Raw genomic sequence first — 20105 nt, forward strand, 5'->3', positions numbered from 1 at the left:
CGTGTCATAGCAGTGACCCACGAAATCCCGCCGATGTGACACGTCCTGCCGGAGAGGCAACCACCACAGTCATGTTGAAGAAGACCCCGGGCGGCACCGCCGCCCTCCGTTACGCAAGATTCGCCGCGGGCCGCCGCTCCAAATGGATCGTGCTGGCCCTGTGGGCGCTGCTGATAGCCGTCGGCGGCTCGCTCGCCGGCCAGCTCGGCTCCGTACAGAACAACGAGCAGCAGACCTGGCTGCCCGCGCACGCCCAGTCCACCAAGGCGATCAAGGTCGCCGAAGCGCACTTCGCCGAGAAGGACATCAGCAACGCCGTCGTCGTCTACTCCCGCGAGAGCACCGGTGGGCTGACCGCCGCCGACGTCACCAAGGTCAACGACGACCTGAAGCGGTTCGGGCGGCCCGACGCCACCGCCGTGTTCTCGCACGACCACAAGGCCGCGTACATCAGCGTCCCCGTCACGATCTCGAAGAGCGACAACAACGTCCTGCGCGACCACGTGAAGGCGCTGCGCGCGGCCGTCACCGACGCGCCCGCCGGACTGGATGTGCGGATCACGGGCGAGGCCGGTGCCATCGCCGACTTCTTCGACGTCTACTCCGGTATGGACGGCGCGCTGCTCGGTGCCGCCCTCGGCCTGGTCGCCCTCGTGCTGCTGGCCACCTACCGCAGCCCGGTGCTGTGGCTGATCCCGCTGCTGTCGGTGGGGCTGGCCAGCCAGGTGGCGAGCGGAGTGGTGTACCTGCTGGCGAAGTACGCCGGGCTGCTGGTCAACGGCGAGAGCGCGTACGTCCTGATCGTGCTCGTCCTCGGCGTCGGCACCGACTACGCGCTGCTGCTGATCGCCCGCTACCGCGAGGAGTTGCGCCGCCACGAGGACCGGCACGAGGCGATGGCCGCCGCGCTGCTACGCTGTCTGCCCGCGATCACCGCCTCGGCCGCCACCGTCGCCCTGGCCACTCTCTGCCTGGTCTTCGGCAGCATGAACTCCACCCGCGGCCTCGGCCCGGTCGTCGCCATCGGCGTCCTGGTGCTCCTCCTCGCGATGACCTCGCTGCTGCCCGCGTTCCTGGTGGCGCTCGGCCGCTGGGCGTTCTGGCCGTTCGTACCGCGCTACGAGACGGCGTACGAAGCGACGTCGAAGGCATCGGACGCCAAGACCCGCCGCCCGCACCGCGGTTGGGCGCGCGTCTCGCGCCTGGTGGGTCGCGCCCCGCGCCCGGTGTGGGTCGCGGCCACGCTCGTGCTGGCCGCCCTCGCCCTCGGCTCGGGCACACTCGCCACCGGCCAGACGCAGGCGGAGCAGTTCACCAAGAAGGTGGACTCGGTCGCGGGCCAGCAACTGCTGTCGGCCCACTTCCCGTCGGGCGCGTCCGCACCGGCCGAGATCTACGTACCCGGCGGCGGTACGGCCGCGGCGGCGGCGAGCGCCATCGCCTCCCGCGTCCCCGGCGTCACCGAGGTGAACACCGTCGTGGCACGCGACGGCTGGACCCGGATCGACGCCGTACTGCGCGACGCGCCCGACACCAGGGCGGCCCGCGCCACCGTGGGACGCCTGCGCGCCGCGCTCGCCGCCGCACCCCACACCGCGGGACCCGCGCTGGTCGGCGGGCAGACCGCGGTCGCCCTCGACACCTCCGACGCGCAGGGCTCGGAGGAACGCCTGCTGATCCCGCTGATCCTCGCCGTCGTCCTGGTCATGCTGATCGTGCTGCTGCGCGCGCTGGTCGCCCCGCTGGTGCTGCTGGTGTCGGTCGTCCTCTCCTACGCCGCGGCCGTCGGCGCCGCGGCCCTGCTCTACCGGGCGCTGGGGCACCCGCGCATCGACCGCGGGCTGCTGCTGTTCGGCTTCCTCTTCCTTGTAGCGCTCGGCGTCGACTACACGATCTTCCTGATGACCCGCTCCCGCGAGGAGGTCGCCCGGCGCGGCCACCGGGAGGGCGTCCTCACCGGGCTGACCGTGACCGGCGGCGTCATCACCTCCGCGGGCCTGGTGCTGGCCGCCACCTTCGCCGTACTCGCCGCCGTCCCGACCGTCTCCGCGCTCCAGCAGGGCCTGCTCGTCGCGGTCGGCGTGCTGCTGGACACCTTCCTCGTCCGCAGCCTGCTGGTGCCCGCCCTCGCCCTGGACATCGGCCCGCGCATGTGGCGGCCGGGCCTGGGCCCGGAGATCCGGCCCTGACCGACCCGCGATCCGACCGACAATGCGACCACCCGTCACCCCGAACCGGAGGAACTCCCGTGACCGACACCCCCTTTCAGCTGCGTCCCATCGGCCGGGTCGAATCGCCCCTGCTGGACCGCGGCGCCGCACCCCGGCAGGGCGACGAGGGCGCGCCGCCCGCCTGGCTGGTCTTCGACGCGAGCGTCACCGAGGGCCTGCGCGATCTGCGCGAGGGCGCCGACGTCCTCGTGCTGACCTGGCTGGACCGGGCGGACCGCACCGTGCTCGCCGTGCACCCGCGCGGCGACGCCGACCGACCGGTGACCGGGGTGTTCGCCACCCGTTCCCCCGACCGCCCGAACCCGATCGGACTGCACCGGGTGACGATCGAGACCGTCGAGGACGGCGGCCTGCGGATGCGGGTACGCGACCTGGAGGCGCTGGACGGCACACCGGTCCTGGACGTCAAGCCGGTGCTCGGCGCGACCGACGAGCGCTGACCCCGAGCGCGCGCCCACACGGGCTTACGGCGAATGGCGCAGTGCGTTCACCGGTCCGAGTGCATTGGGCCGACGGGCGGAGGGGGCGCGGGAGCGGGCGGGGCAGGGGGCGGGAATGTGTCGCGGGAGTGGTCGCGATGTCCTCCGAAGGGCTGGTTGTCATGCAGTTCGCCGTCCCCCGCGTCTCCGTACTCCGCGCGGTCGTCCCCCGTACGCGTCCACACGTGGTCCTGGCCTGCGCGCTGCTGGCCCTGACCGGCTGCTCCAGCTCCAGCTCGGGCTCGGGAGGCTCCACCACCAGCGCGCCCAGCAAGTCCGCGACCGTGTCGGTCGCCCCCGGGTCCGGTGGCGGGGCCGTCATCGTGATCAAGAACTTCGCGTTCAACCCGAAGTCGATGCCCGTGGCGCCCGGCACCGTCGTGACCGTCAAGAACGAGGACTCGACCACCCACACCGTCACCGCCACCACCAACGGCGCCTTCAACACCGGCGACATCGCACCGGGCAAGTCGGCGACCTTCACCGCACCGCGGACGACCGGCTCCTTCGCCTACATCTGCAGCATCCACCCGTTCATGAAGGGCTCGCTGACCGTCACCTGACCGCCGCCCGAGTGCCCGCCACGCGAAGGAGTCCGCCATGTCGACAGCCGGGTCCCGCTTCACCACCAGCCAGGCGCTGCGCGCGGCGGCCCGCGTCCTCACGGCGGCAGGCCTGGCCGTGGACGCCTACATCCACGCCAAGCTCGCGGACCAGTACGACGCGGTGAGCGCCAACATCAGCCAGGGCAACCTGTTCCGCATCGAGGCGGCCATCGCCTCCCTGGCCGCCCTGCTCGTCCTGATCTGGCGCCGCCCGCTCAGTGCCGCCCTCGCCTGGCTCGTCGCCGCGGGCGGCCTGGCCGCCCTGCTCGTCTACCGCTACGTGGACGTCGGCGCCCACGGCCCGCTGCCCAACATGTACGAGCCGATCTGGACCACCGACAAGAAGGTCACCGTCGTCGCCCAGGTCGTCACCATGGCCGCCGCCTCCTACCTGCTCTTCACCCACCGTCCGGCCGAACGCCGGCCCCGGGTCCAGTGAGCGCTCCCGCTGGGGCGGGCGCGCACGGGTGGCGGGCCGCGCCCGGGGCGGTGAAGGTGAGTGCGGGGGCCATCGCCCGCCCCGGACGGCCCGGGCGGCACCGCACGGGAGAGACCGCAGATGCCTGAAGTGAATGCTTCGCACTACCCGCCCGGCACGCCCTGCTGGGTCGATCTGATGGCCCCTGACCAGCAGGCGGCCCTCGACTTCTACCGCGACCTGTTCGGCTGGCAGGGTGAGATCGGCCCGGCCGAGTTCGGCGGGTACGCGATGTGCACGCTGAACGGCAAGCCGGTGGCCGGGATCATGAAGGCCCAGCCGATGGCGGAGGGCGGACCCGTCCCGCCCACGGCGTGGACCACCTACCTGGCCAGCGCCGACGCGGACGGGACCCAGTTCCGCATCGCCAGCGCCGGGGGCGACGTGGTGGTCCCGGTGGCGGATGTGGGCACCATCGGCCGGATGCTCGTCGCCGCCGACCCGACCGGCGCCGTCTTCGGCATCTGGCAGCCCGTCGACTTCTACGGCGCCCAGGTGGTCAACGAGCACGGCGCGCTGACCTGGAACGAGCTGCACACCTCGGACATCCCCGCCTCCTCGACCTTCTACCAGCGGGCCCTGGACATCCGGTCCGAACCGTTCGAGGGCGTGGAGAACTACCACTCGCTGAACGTCGGCGACCGCTCCATCGGCGGTCTGACCACCCTGGAGAGCTCGCCGCCCGGGACGCCCCCGCACTGGCTCACCTACTTCGCGGTGGACGACACCGACAGCGTGGTGGACGCGCTGGTGAAGGCGGGGGGCAATGTGCTCGCGCCGCCGTTCGACATGGTCGCGGGCCGGATGGCCGTCGTCCAGGACCCGCAGGGCGCCGTCTTCGCGGTGATCAAGGCCGTCCCGATGTGACCGCTCTCCCCGGCACGACACCGGCGCCGGACGACGGGTGGTGACCCGCCGGCCGGCGCCGGGGACGTACTCGCGGTGGGTCTCCTAGGAGACGGTCACCGAGTCGATGTTGGCGGGGCCGTTCGCGGTGGTGCCCGCGACCCGGATGGTGTTGGCCCCCGCCTTCAGGGTCACCGAGACGGACGCGGTGGCCCAGGTGTCCCAGTCGGCGGTGGTCGGGAAGTTCAGCGTGCCCGTCGAGGTGCCGTTGACCGAGATGGTCGCGGGCCGGGCCGCCGTGGTGCCGTCCGAGTAGCGGAAGGTCAGGGTCTTGGTGCCCGCGGCGGACGCGGTGACCGGGATGTCGACGTAACTGCCGACCGCGTTGGCCGGGTTGGCGAATCCGGTACCGGTGAAGCCCTGGTGGTTGGAGTCGAACGTGCCACCGGCGGACAGCGTGCCGGTCTCCGCCTCGAAGACGGTGCCGGTCGGCGGAGGAGGCGTCCCGCCGTTCATGCTCGCGCCGAGGGTGTCCAGGGCGTTCTGGACCATGGCCTGGGCGTGGTCGTTGAGGTTGGAGTTGGTGCCGTTCACGACCCAGGACGGACCGGAGAACATGACCACGGTCACGCCGTTGTCCACACCACCCGTGGTGCCGCTGCTGGGTATGCCGAGCAGCTGGGCGGCCTTCACCGACGCCTCACCGAGCTCGCGGGAGTCGTTGTCCGACGTGCTCTGGTTGTTCGCCGTCTGCGTGTCACCGAAGATCGAGCCGATGACGTGGCCGTTGTAGAACATCAGCGCGAACTGCCGCCCGCTCATGCCGTGTTCCTTGTAGAAGAAGTGCGGGCACGGCTTCACGCGGTCCCAGCAGTCGTCGCCCAGCACGTAGAACGGAACGTGGTGCGCGCCCAGGGCCTTGCCGTTGCTGTCCGACCAGGTCGTGTCGCCCTGGTGGTCGGGGTCCGGGTCCGGGTCGCTGCCGTCGGTGTCGATGGCCATGCTGGAGGTGTACGCGTACACGCCGTTGGCGACCTGGTACACGTTCACGTTCTGGGCCCGCGTCATCGTGTTGATGTGCGGCTTGGTGTTGACCTTGTTCGCGGCCGTCGAGTTCGCCTTGACACCGGCGAGGACTTCGGCGGCCGTGTACGAGGCGCTGTCCGGCGCGGCCGCCACGTTCGCCTTGGCGGCGTGTGTGGTGGCGGCGTCGGCGCTCCCGATCGCTAGCGGCGTGATGAGCGCGAGGGTTGCGGCGGCTGCCACAGCGAAGCGCGAAAGGTTCGATGACATGGCGGGTGGGGGACCTCCGTCAATCGTTAGTAAGGCTTCTTAACGGATGGAACCAGCCCAGGCCCTCCGGGCGCAATCATCTTGTTAACCACCTTTACGAAATCTATACCCGCCGCCGAACAATCCCCCAGGTCACGGAAGTTGACGCACGCTGCGCTTGCGGAAGAGGTCGAGCCCCGTAGGGGCGCGGGGAACTGCGCGACCAGCCGTCGACGACCTGCACGTCACCACCGGCCCCAATGGGGCAGACGCGTGGTCTTCGGACCACCGGCCCGGTGGGGGCGGGCCGCGCAGTTCCCCGCGCCCCTAACGGGGCACGACCTCTTCCGCAAGCGCAGCCCGCGTCCCCGCGCCCCTACGGGGCACGTCCGGTGCTGGGCCACCGCAAGCGCAGCGCGCGCCCCCGGGCGCCTACGTCGGGGTGAGGAGAGCGTCAGCGACTGAGGTGCGGGCGTAGAGGACGCTGCGGCCGGTGCGGTGGGCGGTGACGAGGCCGGCGTTGCGGAGGGCGGTGAGGTGTTGGGAGACGCCGGCGGGGGAGAGCCCGGAGGTGTGGGCGAGTTGGGTGGTGGAGGCGGGGGTGTCGAGCTCGGCCAGCAGGAGGGTGCGGGAGCGGCCGAGGACGGCCGCGACCGCGTCGGCGGCAGGGGTTTCGCGGGGCTCCCAGAGGGTGCCGATCCCCCGGGCGGGATAGGCGAGTTGGGGCGGCTCGGGCGGTACGGACCGGGTCAGGACGCGCGGCCAGGCGAAAGCGGACGGCACGAGCAGCAGCCCCGACCCCGTATCGGCCCGCGTCATCGCGCAGTGGCGCCGCACCAGCCGCAGGCTGCCGTCGTCCCAACTGACCGTGGAGTGCAGATCGTTGAGCACGTGCGCGGTGCCGTGCTCGGCCGCCATCCGGGCGCGGTGGAAGACGTCCGCTTCGAGGAGCTGCCGGACCCGGGCCCAGTAGGGCGCGAGGGCCAGCTCCCAGTACGCCTCGATCTCGGCGGTGACCTTCTCCAGCGCCGCCTCCGGAGCCTCGTACAGCAGCCGGGCCCGCGCTGACGGGCCGCCGGTGCTCCCGCGCTCCTGCGCGAGGTGGTCGAGGTCGGCGTGCACCTGCGCCCGCGGTGTCCGCCGGATCGCGGCCAGTTCGGTGGCGAGCGTGGGGAAGGGCGTGGCGGGCGTGGGGTTGAGGAAGTCCGCGAGGTAGCCGCCGGGCGGGATCAGCTCGGCGAGCCAGCCGCCGTCCAGCCCGGCCTCCGCGAGCCGCGGCCGTACCTGCGCGGCCCACCGCCGGTGCAGCGGCGGCTCCGCCTCGTGGGCGAGCAGCCGGAAGCTGGTGACGACCTCCCACATCGGGGAGATCGCGAACCGGGTCGTGGCCAGGTCCGCGGTGGAGAAACTCAGGTTCGCTTCCATGCCCGGCGCCCTCCGAGATCCCGTGGGGAGACGTTCCTCGCGGTGGATTCGGTCTGAGCTTAATCAATGGCCCGGGGGTGGTGGCGGGCCGCACGCTCCTCGCATGCTCACCACGTTTCGCGGTCTGCCGCCCACCGTATGGACCCTCTTCGCCGGGACGATCATCAACCGGCTCGGCTACCTGGTCACTCCGTTCCTGGTGTTCTTCCTGGCCGCGCGGGGTGTGACGGGCACTCAGACGTCATGGGTGCTGGGCGCTCTGGGCGCGGGCAACCTGATCGGCCCGGCGGTCGGCGGTGTGCTCGCCGACCGGATCGGGCGCCGCAGCACCATGCTGATCGGCCTGCTGGGCGCGGCCGCGGCCCAGGGCGGGCTGTTCCTGGCGCCCGGCGTGGCCACCATGGCCGTCGCGGCGCTGCTGCTCAGCGCGTCGGGCGCCACCGTCCCGCCGGCGGCGTACGCGCTGCTGGCCGACGCGGTGGACCCGGCGCGGCGGCAGCGGGCGTACGCCCTCTTCGGCTGGGGCGTCAACATCGGCACGGCGGCGGCCGGTGTGCTCGGCGGCTTCCTGGCCGCGCAGGGCTACTGGCTGCTGTTCACCGTGGACGCCGGGACGATGCTGGTCTACGCGGTGGTGGTCGCCACCCGGCTGACCGAGACCCGGCCGGAGGCGGCACCCCTGGCGGCAACGGCGACGGCGACGGTGTCGGCGGCGCCGGAGGAGAGCGACGGGCTCGGGTACGGCGTCGTGTTCCGCGACCGGCTGCTGCTCCTGCTGCTGCCGCTCTTCGGGGTGCAGCTGTTCGTCTACTCGCTGACCGAGGTCGCGCTGCCGCTGGCCGTCCACGACAGCGGCCTGTCGCCCGCGGTGTACGGGGCGATGGCGGCGATCAACGCGGTGCTGGTCGTGGTGGTTCAGCCGTTCGCGACAGCCCTGTTCGCCCGGCTGCCGCAGCTCGCTGTGCAGTGCGCGGGCAGTCTGCTGGTCGCCGTCGGGGTGGCGCTGACCGGGGTCGCGGACAGCGTCACGGGGTACGCGGTCTCGGTGGTCGTGTGGTCGCTGGGAGAGGCGTCCGTGGCCGGGATCGGCGCCTCGGTGATCGCCAACCTGGCGCCCGCCCACGCCCGCGGCCGCTACCAGGGCGCCTTCCAGTGGACGTGGGGCTTCGCCCGGTTCGCCGCCCTCACCCTGGGCGTCGGCATCTACACCGGCGTCAGCCCGGCCGTCCTGTGGTGGGCGGCAGGGATCGGCGGCACCTCCACGGCCTTCGTCATCTTCGCCCTCAGCGGCCGCATCACCCGCCGCACCGAACACGCGCTGGCCGCCTGACATGTGGGGTGAGCCGCGGTATGACATGCGGGGGGACACACGGTGTGACGTGCCGCGATAACATGTCGTGCCCGAGCGACTGCGCCGTGCTATGTTGATCTCTGTTGCAGTTGTGGTTCCCAATTCCGGTGCTTCCGGGCGGGGCTTTCACGCGGCATTCGGGTTCGCACAGTGCGGACCCCGGGCACTGCCCCGAAGGAGATATGACATGGCCAGTGGCACTGTGAAGTGGTTCAACTCGGAAAAGGGCTTCGGCTTCATCGAGCAGGACGGCGGCGGCGCCGACGTGTTCGCCCACTACTCGAACATCGCGACCCAGGGCTTCCGTGAGCTGACCGAGGGCCAGAAGGTGACCTTCGACGTCACGCAGGGTCAGAAGGGCCCGCAGGCGGAGAACATCGTCCCCGCCTGACGGCCGACCCCGATCGTCCGGCGCAGCCGGGCCCCGCATCCTGACATGCGAGGCCCGGCTCGCTGTTTTTCCCGCGCCCGCATCCACCCGGGCTCTAGGGTGCGATCCGGGTTCTACGGTGCGATCGCCGTGCCGAGGGTGTCGGCGCCCATCATCTTGGGCGCGCCCTTCTCGTAGAAGACGTCGATCTCGTCGAGGGTGAAGCCCGCTGCCGTGAGCATCACCGTGATCTCGCGGGTGAGGTGGCAGCCGCCGAAGAGCCGCTGCTGCATCGGGTCGAACCGGCGCTGCCGGTTCCTGATCTTCTCGTCGGCCGCCGGGGCCAGGCCGTGCTCGACATAGTGCAGCTTCGCGCCGGGCCTGAGCACCCGCCGCACCTCCCGCAGCGCGGCGATCCCGTCGGGGATCGTGCACAGCGTCCAGGTGGACACCGCGGCGTCGAAGGTGTCGTCGGGGAACGGCAGCACCTGGCCGTCGAGACCCGAGCGCTCCACTCGTACGGCGGCTGCCGCGAGCCGCTTCCCGGCGAGCTTCCAGCCGACGTCGGAGGGTTCGACCGCGTCGACGCGGGTGACCGCGGGCGGGTAGTACGGCAGGTTCAGCCCCGACCCGAAGCCGATCTCCAGCACCCTGCCCGACAGGCCCTCGCACACCCGCTCCCGCAGGGGCCTGGCCTCCTTCATCCCGCACGCCACATTGATGACTCGTGGGACGACCTGCTCACCGTAGAAACCCATCACAGCCTCCCGGGGACTCCTCCTCATTCTCCCACCGGGGCGGCTCGTGAGCGGCTCGTCGAACCGTGCTGGGCGGCGCCGATCGGCCAGAATGTGGGGCGTGATGCACGTGTGGAAGGACCTGGACGCCACGGTGAACGGGCGGCTGGCCGCCGCCTCGGAGGGTGAGCGGGCGGTGTTCGCGGCCGGGGTGGCCGAGCGGCTCCACCAGGCCCACGAGGCACTGCCCGCCGCGGCGCGGCGGGAGTACACCGTCGGGCTGCGGCCGCTGCTGGACGCCGTATGGGACGGCGCGCTCGGGCAGGGGGCCGCTTTCGACACCGTCAAGCGGGGCCTGGGGGCGCACTACCTCAGCGACTACTTCCACAACCGGGGGGACGGCGGGCCCGACGACGCCGACGAGCCGGCGGCCGCCGCGGTCCTGCACGCCGCCGAGGCGTATCTGCACGGCTGCGCCGACTTCGCCGTCCGCGCCGGCGGGCGCGCCGTCGAGGCCGCCCACCGCGCCGCCTACGGTTCGGCGGCGGCCGACGGCTTCGCGGACGACCCCGACGAGATCGTCGCCGAGGAACTACGGCGCCAGCTCCGCGACCTCGACCTGATCGCCCGCCACGCCCCCACCCTGCGCCGCGCCCGCTTCGGCCTCGCCCACGCCACCACCGCCCACCTCCACCCCACCCTGCGCGTCCCGCTCTCCCGCCGCGACGATCTGCCGTAAGGGCAGGTCGGGTTCAGCTCCGGCTTCCCCGCAGGCCGCGCCAGTGCAGGTAGGCGGCGGGGCGCCGGGTGAGCCGCAGGAGGGATCCGGCGATGAGCAGAAGGGCTACGGCGCCGCTGAAACCGTAGGTGAGCAGGTCCATGCGCCACTCCTGGGCTCCTGGGACGCGGTCGGTCGCAGTGGAGTATCCCGCAGGCGCTACGGCGTGCTCGGGCCGGTACGGGCTTCCAGGGCGTGGAGTACGGCGACCATGTCGGCGTGGCCGTGGCCCAGGGCGACGGTCTCGCTGAACAGGGCGTGGCAGACGTCCAGCAGCGGGGAGGCGAGCCCGGCGGCGCGGGCCGCGTCGGCGACCAGTTGGTTGTTCTTGAGGACGTCGAACGCGGCGGCCTGGACGGCGAAGTCGCGGTCGCGCAGCTTGGGGGACTTCATCCGGGACACGCCGCTGGCCATCGGGCCCGCGTCGAGGACGGCGAGGAACTGCTCGCGGTCCAGGCCCTGCCGGTCGGCGAAGTGGAACGCCTCGGTGAGGCCGGTGACCATGGTGATGAGGAACAGGTTCACCGCGAGCTTCATCAGCAGCGCCTCGGGCGCGGCCTTCCCGCAGACGAAGGACTCGCGGCACATCGGCGCCAGGAGCGGCCGTACCGCCGCCACGTCCGCGGCCTCCCCGGCCAGCATCGCCACCAACTCACCGGCCTCGGCGGGCTTGCGGGAGCCGGAGACCGGCGCCTCGACATAGGCGCCGCCCGCCGCGCGGACCTCGGCCTCCAGGGCGCGGGAGTAGCCGGGCGAGGTCGTGCCCATGTGGACGACAGTGTGCCCGGCGACGTACGCGGCGAAGTCCGGGGTGCCGCGGCGCAGTACGGCGTCCATCGCGTCGCCGTCGGCGAGCATCAGGATGACGGTACGGGCGGCGGCGAAGACCTCGGCCGGGTCGGCGGCCACGGTGGCGCCCGCCGCGCGCAGCGGTTCGGCGCGGGCGGGGGTCCGGTTCCAGACGGCCAGTGGCGTACCGGCCCGCGCGAGGCGCAGCGCCATCGGCCGGCCCATCACGCCCAGGCCCAGGAATCCCAGGGGACCCGCTTCCGGTCCGTCCACCGTCACCACCGCCGCCTTGGCCGTACTGTCTATGACAGTGGTCATAGTAGCCGGTGATTATGACCGCTGTCATAGGCGGGCGCCGGTGAGGGTGAGCGTGAGGAGAGGCGTGATGGCGGAATCGGTGCGGGGTCCGCGCGAGCGGATGGTCTTCAGCGCGGCCCAGCTCATTCGGCGTGACGGGGTCACGGCGACCGGGATGCGGGAGGTCGCCGCGCACGCGGGGGCGCCGCGTGGCTCGCTCCAGCACTACTTTCCCGGCGGCAAGGAGCAGTTGGTCGGCGAGGCCGTCGAATGGGCCGGGCGGTACGCCGGGAAGCGGGCCACTCGCTACCTGGCTGAGCTTGCCGAGCCGTCGCCGAGTCTGCTGTTCGCCGCGATGGTGCGGCAGTGGACCGACGAGTTCGAGGCCGTCGGCTTCGGTGGCGGCTGCCCTGTGGCTGCCGCCACCGTGGACTGTTCCGACTCCACCGAGTCCGTGCGGGCCGCCGCGGCGGCGGCCTTCGGCCGCTGGGCCTCGTCCGTTGCCGCGGCTCTCGTCGCCCTCGGCTTTCCCCCGTCCCGCGCGGCCGCTCTCGCCACCCTCATGATCAGCGCCATCGAGGGCGCCCTCGTTCTCTCCCGCGCCCACCACTCCACCGCGCCCCTGGTCGCGGTGGACCGCGAGCTCGGCCCCTTCCTGGACGCGGAGTGGGCCGCCCTTGCGTAAGACGTGCCCCGTAGGGGCGCGGGGAAGCGCGCTGCGCTTGCGGTGGGCCAGGTGCCGGACGTGCCCCGGAGGGGCGCGGGGAACTGCGCGGCCCGCCCCCACCGGGCCGGTGGTCGGGAGACAACGCGTCTGCCCCATTGGGGCCGGTGGTGACGTGCAGCCACGCGACGGCTGGTCGCGCAGTTCCCCGCGCCCCTGCGGGGCTCGGGTTATCCGGCCCAGTGGCCTGACAAGAAGGTGAGGGCGAACACCGTTGTCAGGGGTGCGGCGAGGCACAGGGACAGGGTGCGGAGGTGGGGGTGGCGTGCCCGGAGGGGGGTGGTGGTGAAGAGGGGCCACCAGAGGAGGGTGGAGCGGGGGACGGACATGTACCAGTAGGAGGTGCCGAGGGCCCAGAGGGTGAGGGCGAGGTAGGCGGCCTCGGGGAGGCGGCGGCGGGCGAGGAGGAGGACGAGGAGGGCGAGCCCGAGGACCATGGCGAGGAGCTCCGCCTGGAACTCGAGGGCGTAGCCGGTGTTCTGGGTGTGGCCGAAGGCCGCGGTCCAGGTGTGGTGCCAGGCGGACCACGGCGAGTGGAAGTCGCGGTACCAACCGCGATTCTCGGCGTGCTTCCACGCCATCCAGTCCCCGGTGTGCGCGTGCAGGTACCAGCTGTAGAGCAGCGGCGCCGCGGCGGGAAGGGCGAGCCAGGGCGCGGAGCGCCACCGCCGGGAGGTGGTGAGGAAGTGCAGCGCCACGGCCACGGCGAGGAAGAGCCCGTTGACCCGGACCGCACTGGCCAGGCAGGTCAGCAGCCCGGCCCGCGCCCACTGCCCGCGGCGGGCGGCCAGCCACGCGGGGAGCGCCAGCGCGAGGAAGAGCGCCTCGGTGTAGCCCGCCGCGAGGAAGACCGCGCAGGGCGACAGGAGGAAGACGAGCGCGGCCCGCCGCCCCGGGGCCGAACCGTCCGGCTCACCCGGCTCAGCTGGTTCCAGGCGGGCGATACGGGCCAGGGCCAGGACCGCCACCGCGCCCGCGGCGAAGGAGATCAGCAGGCCCGCGGCGGTCCAGTTCCGGACCACGGTGTGGACGGCGCGCAGGACCAGGGGGAAGCCGGGCAGGAACGCCTCGCGGTTGTCCCAGCCCGCGGTCCAGGGGCCGGTCGCGCCGGGGAAGTAGCCGTGCTGGGCTATCCGTTGGTAGAAGGCCCAGTCCCACTGCTGCCACGAGGACAGTACGGACCCGGCCTTGTGGCTGCCGTCGTCGGTGGTGAACAGCCAGCGGGCGCAGTACGCGGTGACCCACAGCCCGGCCCGCGTGCACACGTACAGCCACAGCACCTCCCGGTCGGCGGGCCCGAGCGGCAGCCGCACGCCGCCCCGCGCCGCCCGGCCCGCGGCCACGACCCGCACCGGCCGGGTGCGCGTGTCGGCCCGCGACCGGGTGGAAGAAGCGGTCATCGCGATACCTCTCGGGGTGCGTCAGGGCGTACGGGACCGCCCCGGTGGCGCGCCGGGAGGCGGCCGGGGGTGCGTACGGGAAGGGATCGGAGGAGCGGACGGATCAGGTGGGCGGCGGATACGTCGGGACCGAGGTGGTGGCGGTCGAGGTGGGGGTGTCGGGGCTCCTGCCGCCCGGGGGCGTGCCGTTCAGGTTCGTGCTGCCCAGCGAGGTGCCGCCGAGCGACGTGCTGCCCGGCGTCGTACTGGCCGGTGTCGGCGGGAAGGTGCGGCGGGGGGCGTCGGTGGTGGCGGAGGAGTGCGGCGGGGTGGCGGGGGCGGTGTCACCGGAGCCACCGCCCGCCAGCAGCAGCGCGGCCGCCGCACCCGTACCGGCCAGGACCACACAGGCCGCGGCGGCCCGCGCGGCGACCCGGGTGCGCCGCGCCCGCGCCCCCCGGCCGCTGATGATGGCGGCGGACGCCGGACGGGCGCGGGACTGCCCGGTGGCCGCGGCCTCCTTGAACAGCGCCCGCAGCCGGTCGTCGGTTTCAGGCACCGGGGGCCTCCTCAATGCGCGGATCGTGCAGACGGTGGGCGAGTGCGGAGCGGCCCCTGGCCAGGTGGGTCTTCACCGTGCTCGCGGAGAGGCCGACCTCGGCCGCGATCTGCTCGACGGTGAGGTCGCAGACGTAGTGCAGCGCCATGGTTCGGCGCTGCTTGGGCGGCAGTCCGCGCAGTGCCGCCACCAGGGCGACGGATTCCGGGCCGGGGCCGTCCGCGTACGCGGGCACGTCGGTGCGGCGCCACGCGTCAGCCGTGCGGCGCCGTACCCGCCAGCGGCTCACCGCCAGCCGCCAGGCGACCGTACGGATCCATGCCTCCGGCTGCCCGTCGCGCTGCAGTTGCCTCCGGCGGCCCCAGCCCCGTACGAACGCCTCCTGCACCACGTCCTGTGCCTCTTGCTGGTCGCCGAGCATCACGTAGAGCTGGCCGGTCAGCCGGCCGACCGTCTGCGCGTAGAACTCTTCGAACTCCTCGACGGTCAACTACCGCTCCCCGGATCCGCTGGTCTCCCCCTCCATACGCCCCCGGGACGGCATTCGGTCGACACCGACGCCGCGTGACCTCCGTCACCCTGTCCCGCGCGGAGGACCTAGCCCCGATAGGGGCGCGGGGAAGGTGCGCTCGCGCTGCGTCGCCGGTTACACCGGAGTGCCCCGAAGGGGCGCGGGGAACTGCGCGCCCAGCCCCCACCGGGCCGGTGGTCGGGAGACCACGCGTCTGCCCCATTGGGGCCGGTGGTGACCTGCAGGAGCGCGACGGCTGGTCGCGCAGTTCCCCGCGCCCCTAACGGGGCTGTACGTCGATCGGTGGACGTAAAGGGGGCCGCATGGGCGATTACGTAGGGGCGGGGGGGCGGGGGAATCTGAGGGTATGACTACTGAGGCGGTACGGGTGCGGGGGCTTCGCAAGCGGTATGGCGAGGTCACCGCGGTGGACGGGTTGGATCTGGACATCTCGCAGGGCGAGGTCTTCGGGATCCTGGGGCCCAATGGGGCGGGCAAGAGTACGACGGTCGAGATCCTCCAGGGGCACCGCAGACGCGACGGCGGCGACGTGTCGGTGCTGGGGGAGGACCCGGACAAGGCGGGCCGGGACTGGCAGTCCCGGGTCGGCATCGTGTGGCAGGACGAGTCCGCCGCGGCCGAACTGACGGTCGCCGAGACCGTCCGGCACTTCGCGCGCTACTACCCGCGGCCGCGCGACCCGGACGAGGTCATCGCGCTGGTGGGCTTGGACGCGAAGGCGGGCAGCAGGACCAAGGCGCTGTCCGGCGGGCAGCGGCGGCGGCTCGACGTGGCGCTCGGCGTGATCGGCCGCCCCGACCTGCTGCTGCTCGACGAGCCGACGACCGGCTTCGACCCGGCCGCGCGGCGGCAGTTCTGGGCGCTGATCCGCAGCCTGGCCGACGAGGGCACCACGATCATCCTCACCACGCACTACCTGGAGGAGGCCGAGGCGCTCACCGACCGGCTGGCGGTGATCACCGGCGGCAAGGTGGTCGCGCTGGGCGAACCCGCCTCGCTGGCCGGGCGCGCGGCGGCCCGCGCCACCGTGCACTGGGCGGAGCCCGACGGCACCGCGCGCAGCGAGGAGACCGACACCCCGACCCGGGCCGTGGCCGAGCTGAGCCGCCGCTTCGACGGCGAGATACCGGAACTGCGGGTCACCCGGCCCACCCTTGAGGACGTCTATCTGCGGCTCATCGGACAGGAGGACATGTGATGTCCGGTACGCGTACGCAGGCGACGAAGGCACCGAAGGCCGCGAGGAGCAGTGCGGCCACCGCGCCCGGCCGGCTGCCGGGGGCCTGGAGCCTCGGGCTCGTGCGCGGCGCGATGGAGATCAAGCTCTTCTTCCGCCAGCGCGAGCAGGTCATCTTCACCTTCGCCTTCCCGATCGTGTTCCTCTTCCTCTTCGCCTCGATCTTCTCCGACGACATGCAGAACACCGGCTCCACGGCCTCCCAGTACTACGTGGCGTCGATGATCGCGGCGGGCATCATGTCCACCAGCTTCCAGTCGCTGGGCATCTCCATCGCGATCGAGCGCGACGAGCACGTGCTGCGGCGGCTGCGCGGCACACCGATGCCACCGGCCGCGTACTTCCTCGGCAAGATCTGGCTGGTGCTGGTCACCGGGGTGCTGGAGACGGCGCTGCTGCTGGCCTTCGGGACCAGCCTCTACGGTGTCGACCTGCCCTCGACCGTCTCCGGCTGGCTGACCTTCGGCTGGATCTTCACGCTGGGGATCACGGGCTGCGCGCTGCTGGGCATCGCGATCAGCAGCGTGCCCAAGTCGGGCAAGAGTGCCACGTCCGTGGTCGTGCTGCCCTTCCTGGTGCTGCAGTTCATCTCCGGGGTGTACATCCTGATCGACACCGTGCCCAACTGGATGCTGACGGTCGGGTCGTTCTTCCCGCTCAAGTGGCTGTGCCAGGGTCTGCGCGGGGTGTTCCTGCCGCAGGCCGCCGCCGCCCTGGAACCGGCGGGGAGCTGGGAGTACGGACGTGTCGCCCTGGTGCTGGGCGCCTGGTGCATCGGAGGACTGGTGCTGTGTCTGCTGACCTTCCGCTGGAAGAGCCGCGACGACGGCTGAACGCTTCGGCGGCGGCCGGGGCGCGCGCTCCCCATGTGTGGGAGCGCTCGTTCCTGCCGTGGGACTGCTACTTCGCGGTGGTGTGGGTGGCGACCGTGCTCTTCGCCATGGCCTCCGAGGGGACGAGTCTGACCGTCCGGATCACCGCGGCGGCGCTGTTCGGGCTGCTCGTGCCCTGGTACCTGGTGGCCGGGCGGCCGTTGATGGTCGCCTACGAGGAGAACTGCGGCCCGTCGGTGCGGTACGTCGTCGGGCTCGTGGTGCTGTTCCTGCCGCCCGCGATCCTGGTCGGCGAGACCCGGCTGGCCACCTTCGCGCTGGTGCCGCAGTGCTTCATGCTGCTGCGGATGCGGCAGGCGCTGATCACCATCGCCGTCATCAACATCGTGCCCGTCGCGGGCTGGGCCCTGGTCTGGCGGCCCGACGCCCACGACCTCTACTACAACTCGGTCTTCGCGGTGGTGACGCTGGCCTTCTCCGCGGTGATCGGCAGCTGGGTGATCCAGATCATCGCGCAGAGCGAGGAACGCGCCACGCTGGTCGCCGAGTTGGAGGCCAGCCGGGAGGAGGTGGCCCAGCTGTCGGTGGAGCGCGGCGCGCTGGCCGAGCGGGAACGCTTCTCCCGGGAGATCCACGACACCCTCGCCCAGGGCTTCACCAGCCTGCTCATGCTCACCCAGGTGGTGGAGGCCGAGGTCGAGGCCGATCCGGCGAAGGCCCGCGGGCATCTGGCGCTGATGGCCCGTACCGCCCGCGAGAACCTCGCCGAGGCCCGCGCGCTGGTGGCCGGCGGCGCCCCCGCCGACCTCGACGGCAGCTCGCTGCCCGACGCGGTAAGGCGGCTCGCGGCCCGGCACGCGGAACAGACCGGCGTCCCGGCCGAAGTCGCGGTCACCGGCACGGTACGCGGCCTGCCCGCCGCCCTGGAGGTGGTCGTACTGCGCTCCTGCCAGGAGGCGCTGGCCAACGCCCGCCGCCACGCGGGCCCCGACGCGGCCGTCACCCTGGGCCTCGGCTACTCCCCCGACGCGCTGCTGCTGTCGGTACGGGACACCGGCCGCGGCTTCGACCCCGACTCCCCCGGCAGCTCCCCCGCGTCCGGCGGCCGCGGCTTCGGCCTGCGCGGACTGCGGGCCCGCGCCGCCGAGATGGGCGGGACGGCGTGCGTGGAGAGCACACCGGGCAAGGGCACCGCCGTCACCGTACGGTTGCCGCTCGACGCCCGCCCCGCCGCCACGAGGAGCGCCCCATGATCCGCGTCCTGCTCGCCGACGACCACCCCGTCGTACGGGAGGGCCTGGCGGCCATGCTCAGCGCCGAACCCGATCTCGACGTCGTCGGCCAGGCGTCCAGCGGCCCGCAGGCGGAGGAGCTGAGCGCCGCGCTGCTGCCCGACATCGTCCTGATGGATCTGCGGATGCCCGACGGCGGCGGCGTCGAGTCCATCGTCCGGATGACGGCCGCGGGCCTGCCCTGCCGGGTCATCGTGCTGACCACCTACGAGACCGACGGCGACATCCTGCGGGCGGTCGAGGCGGGCGCCGCGGGCTATCTCCTCAAGGACGTCGCCCGCGCCGAACTCGCCGACGCCGTACGCGCCGCCGCCCGCGGCGAGACGGTCCTCGCCCCCTCGGTCGCCGCCCGTCTGGTCGACCAGCTCCGGGCCCGCCCCGAACGCCCGCGGCTGTCGGAGCGGGAGACCGCGGTCCTGCGGCTGGTCGCCGAGGGCTGCACCAACGCCGAGATCGGCCGCCGCCTGTTCATCGGCGAGTCGACCGTGAAGACCCATCTCCTGCGCGCCTTCGCCAAGTTGGGGGTCGCCGACCGCACCGCGGCGGTCACCAGCGCGATGCGGCACGGGCTGCTCTAGTCCCTGTCCGGCGGATCACGAACGGCCCGGACATACCGGTGGCGCCGCGCGGCCGGGCCGCGCGACGCCACCGGAAGGATCGAGGGACGGTCAGAGGCCGTCGGTGAACAGCAGGCGGTTGGGGGAGCCCTGGGTGACCTTCAGGGTGTTCTGGGTGGCCACGGTGTCCAGCCAGTTGTTGACCTCGGTCGAACTGGCCGTGGGGTGCTGGGCCTTGTAGAGGAGGGCGACACCGGCCACGTGCGGGCTGGCCATCGAGGTGCCGTCCATGGCGATGCTGCCGCCGCCGAGCTTGGCGGAGACGATCCCCTTGCCGGGGGCGTACAGCGACACGCACTGGCCGAAGTTGCTGAAGCTCGTCTGGCTGTCGCTCTGGTCGGTCGCGCCGACCGCGGTGACGTTCTCGGCGCTCGCCGGGGAGTAGTTGCAGGCGTCGGCGGAGCTGTTGCCCGCCGCGACCACCGGCAGCACGCCGGAGTCGGACAGCGCGGTCGCGGCCTGGTTGACCACCGGGGAGTAGGAGCCGCCGAGCGAGGCGTTCAGGACGGCGGGCTGCTTGGCGTTGTTGGCGACCCAGTCGAATCCGGCGACGACGCCCGCCCAGGAGCCCGAGCCGTCACAGCCCAGCACGCGGACGCTGACCAGCGTGGTTTGCGGCGCGACGCCGTAGGTGGCGCCGCCGACCGTACCGGCCACATGGGTGCCGTGGCCCTGGCAGTCCTGGCCGTTCCTGCCGTCGCCGATGGCGTCGAAGCCGAAGACCGCACGGCCGCCGAACTGGCTGTGCGAGTAGTCGATGCCGGTGTCGAGGATGTACGCGGTCGTGCCCTGGCCCTTGCCGACCGTGGTGAACTGGTGGTCGAGCGGCAGCGCGCGCTGGTCGATCCGGTCCAGGCCCCACGAGGCGGCCACCTCGCGCGGGGTGCGGCCGCCGCCGAGGTCGTCCGCGGCGACGGTGGCGTTCTGCTCGACCGCCTGGATGCCCGCGGTCCCGCGCACCATCTCCAGCTGTGCGGCGTTGAGCTGCGCCGCGAAGCCGCGCATGACCTTGGTGTACGTGAAGAGCGGTTTGACGCCGAATCTCTTCACCATCGCGGCGGGGTCGAGGTTGCGCTGCACGGTGACGATGTACTCGCCGGGCACCGCCCGCGCGGAGCGGTACAGCGGGGCCGGGGTGGCGCGGGTCGGCCCGGGGGAGGGCGCGGGCGAGGCATGGGCGGAGCCCGAGGTCGACGGGATGGCCGTCATCGAGGTGACCAGCAGGACGGCGGCGGTGATGCCGCGGGTGAGCAGACGCATGGACGACTCCACGG

General features: G+C 72.7%; 22 protein-coding genes. 13 read left to right on the forward strand and 9 right to left on the reverse strand.

Features of this window, described 5'->3' with window-relative positions:
• Positions 1-71: 71 nt before the first annotated feature.
• The 5 genes from AB0M29_RS34055 (at position 72) to AB0M29_RS34075 (ending at position 4660) form a co-directional block, all read left to right on the forward strand.
• Positions 72-2189, forward strand: a complete 2118-nt coding sequence (locus AB0M29_RS34055; protein WP_365389939.1) for an MMPL family transporter — start codon at positions 72-74, stop codon at positions 2187-2189.
• Between the two features lie 59 nt (positions 2190-2248).
• Positions 2249-2671 (forward strand): tRNA (N6-threonylcarbamoyladenosine(37)-N6)-methyltransferase TrmO, encoded by a 423-nt coding sequence (gene tsaA, locus AB0M29_RS34060; protein ID WP_365389941.1) that lies wholly within the window; start codon positions 2249-2251, stop codon positions 2669-2671.
• Between the two features lie 137 nt (positions 2672-2808).
• Entirely contained in the window at positions 2809-3273 is a 465-nt protein-coding gene (locus AB0M29_RS34065) for a cupredoxin domain-containing protein (RefSeq protein WP_365389943.1), read from the forward strand.
• 37 nt (positions 3274-3310) lie between these two features.
• The gene (locus AB0M29_RS34070; protein ID WP_365389944.1) at positions 3311-3754 is read left to right on the forward strand and encodes a hypothetical protein; all 444 of its coding nucleotides are present in this window, start codon (positions 3311-3313) and stop codon (positions 3752-3754) included.
• Between the two features lie 120 nt (positions 3755-3874).
• Positions 3875-4660, forward strand: coding sequence for a VOC family protein (locus AB0M29_RS34075; protein ID WP_365389946.1), 786 nt, complete (start codon positions 3875-3877; stop codon positions 4658-4660).
• Positions 4661-4744: 84 nt separating this feature from the next.
• Here the strand turns inward: AB0M29_RS34075 and AB0M29_RS34080 are convergent, their stop codons facing one another.
• Positions 4745-5932 carry a glycoside hydrolase family 75 protein gene (locus AB0M29_RS34080; RefSeq protein WP_365389948.1) on the reverse strand — a complete coding sequence of 396 codons (1188 nt, stop codon included), beginning with the start codon at positions 5930-5932 and terminating at the stop codon, positions 4745-4747.
• 411 nt (positions 5933-6343) lie between these two features.
• On the reverse strand, positions 6344-7336 hold the full coding sequence (locus AB0M29_RS34085) for a DUF5937 family protein (RefSeq protein WP_365389950.1): 993 nt from the start codon (positions 7334-7336) through the stop codon (positions 6344-6346).
• Between the two features lie 103 nt (positions 7337-7439).
• On the opposite strand from AB0M29_RS34085, the gene AB0M29_RS34090 reads away from it, so the two are divergent.
• Together AB0M29_RS34090 and AB0M29_RS34095 are read left to right on the forward strand one after the other, a co-directional pair.
• Positions 7440-8666, forward strand: coding sequence for an MFS transporter (locus AB0M29_RS34090; RefSeq protein ID WP_365389954.1), 1227 nt, complete (start codon positions 7440-7442; stop codon positions 8664-8666).
• Positions 8667-8874: 208 nt separating this feature from the next.
• On the forward strand, positions 8875-9078 hold the full coding sequence (locus AB0M29_RS34095; RefSeq protein ID WP_365389956.1) for a cold-shock protein: 204 nt from the start codon (positions 8875-8877) through the stop codon (positions 9076-9078).
• A 113-nt stretch (positions 9079-9191) separates the two neighbouring features.
• On the opposite strand, the gene AB0M29_RS34100 is transcribed toward AB0M29_RS34095, so the two are convergent.
• Entirely contained in the window at positions 9192-9815 is a 624-nt protein-coding gene (locus AB0M29_RS34100; protein ID WP_365389957.1) for a class I SAM-dependent methyltransferase, read from the reverse strand.
• Between the two features lie 100 nt (positions 9816-9915).
• On the opposite strand from AB0M29_RS34100, the gene AB0M29_RS34105 reads away from it, so the two are divergent.
• Entirely contained in the window at positions 9916-10533 is a 618-nt protein-coding gene (locus AB0M29_RS34105; protein ID WP_365389959.1) for a hypothetical protein, read from the forward strand.
• A 13-nt stretch (positions 10534-10546) separates the two neighbouring features.
• Here AB0M29_RS34105 and AB0M29_RS34110 read toward each other — a convergent pair whose 3' ends face one another.
• On the reverse strand, positions 10547-10675 hold the full coding sequence (locus AB0M29_RS34110; protein WP_365389961.1) for a hypothetical protein: 129 nt from the start codon (positions 10673-10675) through the stop codon (positions 10547-10549).
• A gap of 56 nt (positions 10676-10731) precedes the next feature.
• Positions 10732-11679: an NAD(P)-dependent oxidoreductase gene (locus tag AB0M29_RS34115; protein ID WP_365389962.1), complete on the reverse strand. Its 948-nt coding sequence runs from the start codon at positions 11677-11679 to the stop codon at positions 10732-10734.
• Positions 11680-11746: 67 nt separating this feature from the next.
• Here AB0M29_RS34115 and AB0M29_RS34120 point away from each other — a divergent pair, with 67 nt between their 5' ends.
• Positions 11747-12343 (forward strand): TetR/AcrR family transcriptional regulator, encoded by a 597-nt coding sequence (locus AB0M29_RS34120; protein ID WP_365389963.1) that lies wholly within the window; start codon positions 11747-11749, stop codon positions 12341-12343.
• A gap of 209 nt (positions 12344-12552) precedes the next feature.
• Here the strand turns inward: AB0M29_RS34120 and AB0M29_RS34125 are convergent, their stop codons facing one another.
• The 3 genes from AB0M29_RS34125 to AB0M29_RS34135 all read right to left on the reverse strand — a co-directional run bounded on the left by AB0M29_RS34125 (position 12553) and on the right by AB0M29_RS34135 (position 14810).
• Entirely contained in the window at positions 12553-13782 is a 1230-nt protein-coding gene (locus AB0M29_RS34125) for a mannosyltransferase family protein (protein WP_365389965.1), read from the reverse strand.
• 103 nt (positions 13783-13885) lie between these two features.
• Positions 13886-14320, reverse strand: coding sequence for a hypothetical protein (locus tag AB0M29_RS34130; protein ID WP_365389967.1), 435 nt, complete (start codon positions 14318-14320; stop codon positions 13886-13888).
• Positions 14313-14810, reverse strand: a complete 498-nt coding sequence (locus AB0M29_RS34135) for a SigE family RNA polymerase sigma factor (protein WP_365389969.1) — start codon at positions 14808-14810, stop codon at positions 14313-14315. The genes AB0M29_RS34130 and AB0M29_RS34135 overlap by 8 nt, the downstream gene beginning before the upstream one ends.
• Positions 14811-15198: 388 nt before the next feature.
• Here AB0M29_RS34135 and AB0M29_RS34140 point away from each other — a divergent pair, with 388 nt between their 5' ends.
• The 4 genes from AB0M29_RS34140 (at position 15199) to AB0M29_RS34155 (ending at position 18792) form a co-directional block, all read left to right on the forward strand.
• Positions 15199-16050 (forward strand): ABC transporter ATP-binding protein, encoded by an 852-nt coding sequence (locus tag AB0M29_RS34140; RefSeq protein WP_365389971.1) that lies wholly within the window; start codon positions 15199-15201, stop codon positions 16048-16050.
• Positions 16051-16163: 113 nt separating this feature from the next.
• Positions 16164-16922, forward strand: a complete 759-nt coding sequence (locus AB0M29_RS34145; RefSeq protein WP_365390005.1) for an ABC transporter permease — start codon at positions 16164-16166, stop codon at positions 16920-16922.
• A complete protein-coding gene (locus AB0M29_RS34150; protein ID WP_365389973.1) occupies positions 16880-18175 on the forward strand; it encodes a sensor histidine kinase in 1296 nt (431 codons plus the stop codon). The genes AB0M29_RS34145 and AB0M29_RS34150 overlap by 43 nt, the downstream gene beginning before the upstream one ends.
• On the forward strand, positions 18172-18792 hold the full coding sequence (locus AB0M29_RS34155) for a response regulator transcription factor (RefSeq protein WP_365389975.1): 621 nt from the start codon (positions 18172-18174) through the stop codon (positions 18790-18792). The genes AB0M29_RS34150 and AB0M29_RS34155 overlap by 4 nt, the downstream gene beginning before the upstream one ends.
• Before the next feature lie 90 nt (positions 18793-18882).
• Here AB0M29_RS34155 and AB0M29_RS34160 read toward each other — a convergent pair whose 3' ends face one another.
• A complete protein-coding gene (locus tag AB0M29_RS34160) occupies positions 18883-20091 on the reverse strand; it encodes a S8 family serine peptidase (protein ID WP_365389977.1) in 1209 nt (402 codons plus the stop codon).
• Positions 20092-20105: the final 14 nt, after the last annotated feature.

It is taken from the genome of Streptomyces sp. NPDC051976 (assembly GCF_040680795.1).
Classification (GTDB): Bacteria; Actinomycetota; Actinomycetes; order Streptomycetales; family Streptomycetaceae; genus Actinacidiphila.

Bases quoted from the DNA above. Each gene is read 5' to 3' on its own strand.
- AB0M29_RS34080 (WP_365389948.1), bottom strand. From the start codon at position 5,932: ATGTCATCGAACCTTTCGCGCTTCGCTGTGGCAGCCGCCGCAACCCTC.
- AB0M29_RS34070 (WP_365389944.1), top strand. From the start codon at position 3,311: ATGTCGACAGCCGGGTCCCGCTTCACCACCAGCCAGGCGCTGCGCGCG.
- AB0M29_RS34090 (WP_365389954.1), top strand. From the start codon at position 7,440: ATGCTCACCACGTTTCGCGGTCTGCCGCCCACCGTATGGACCCTCTTC.
- AB0M29_RS34160 (WP_365389977.1), bottom strand. From the start codon at position 20,091: ATGCGTCTGCTCACCCGCGGCATCACCGCCGCCGTCCTGCTGGTCACC.
- AB0M29_RS34155 (WP_365389975.1), top strand. From the start codon at position 18,172: ATGATCCGCGTCCTGCTCGCCGACGACCACCCCGTCGTACGGGAGGGC.
- AB0M29_RS34100 (WP_365389957.1), bottom strand. From the start codon at position 9,815: ATGGGTTTCTACGGTGAGCAGGTCGTCCCACGAGTCATCAATGTGGCG.
- AB0M29_RS34085 (WP_365389950.1), bottom strand. From the start codon at position 7,336: ATGGAAGCGAACCTGAGTTTCTCCACCGCGGACCTGGCCACGACCCGG.
- AB0M29_RS34095 (WP_365389956.1), top strand. From the start codon at position 8,875: ATGGCCAGTGGCACTGTGAAGTGGTTCAACTCGGAAAAGGGCTTCGGC.
- AB0M29_RS34065 (WP_365389943.1), top strand. From the start codon at position 2,809: ATGTCCTCCGAAGGGCTGGTTGTCATGCAGTTCGCCGTCCCCCGCGTC.
- AB0M29_RS34125 (WP_365389965.1), bottom strand. From the start codon at position 13,782: ATGACCGCTTCTTCCACCCGGTCGCGGGCCGACACGCGCACCCGGCCG.
- AB0M29_RS34120 (WP_365389963.1), top strand. From the start codon at position 11,747: ATGGCGGAATCGGTGCGGGGTCCGCGCGAGCGGATGGTCTTCAGCGCG.
- AB0M29_RS34075 (WP_365389946.1), top strand. From the start codon at position 3,875: ATGCCTGAAGTGAATGCTTCGCACTACCCGCCCGGCACGCCCTGCTGG.
- AB0M29_RS34115 (WP_365389962.1), bottom strand. From the start codon at position 11,679: ATGACCACTGTCATAGACAGTACGGCCAAGGCGGCGGTGGTGACGGTG.
- AB0M29_RS34055 (WP_365389939.1), top strand. From the start codon at position 72: ATGTTGAAGAAGACCCCGGGCGGCACCGCCGCCCTCCGTTACGCAAGA.
- AB0M29_RS34145 (WP_365390005.1), top strand. From the start codon at position 16,164: ATGGAGATCAAGCTCTTCTTCCGCCAGCGCGAGCAGGTCATCTTCACC.
- AB0M29_RS34140 (WP_365389971.1), top strand. From the start codon at position 15,199: ATGACTACTGAGGCGGTACGGGTGCGGGGGCTTCGCAAGCGGTATGGC.
- AB0M29_RS34110 (WP_365389961.1), bottom strand. From the start codon at position 10,675: ATGGACCTGCTCACCTACGGTTTCAGCGGCGCCGTAGCCCTTCTGCTC.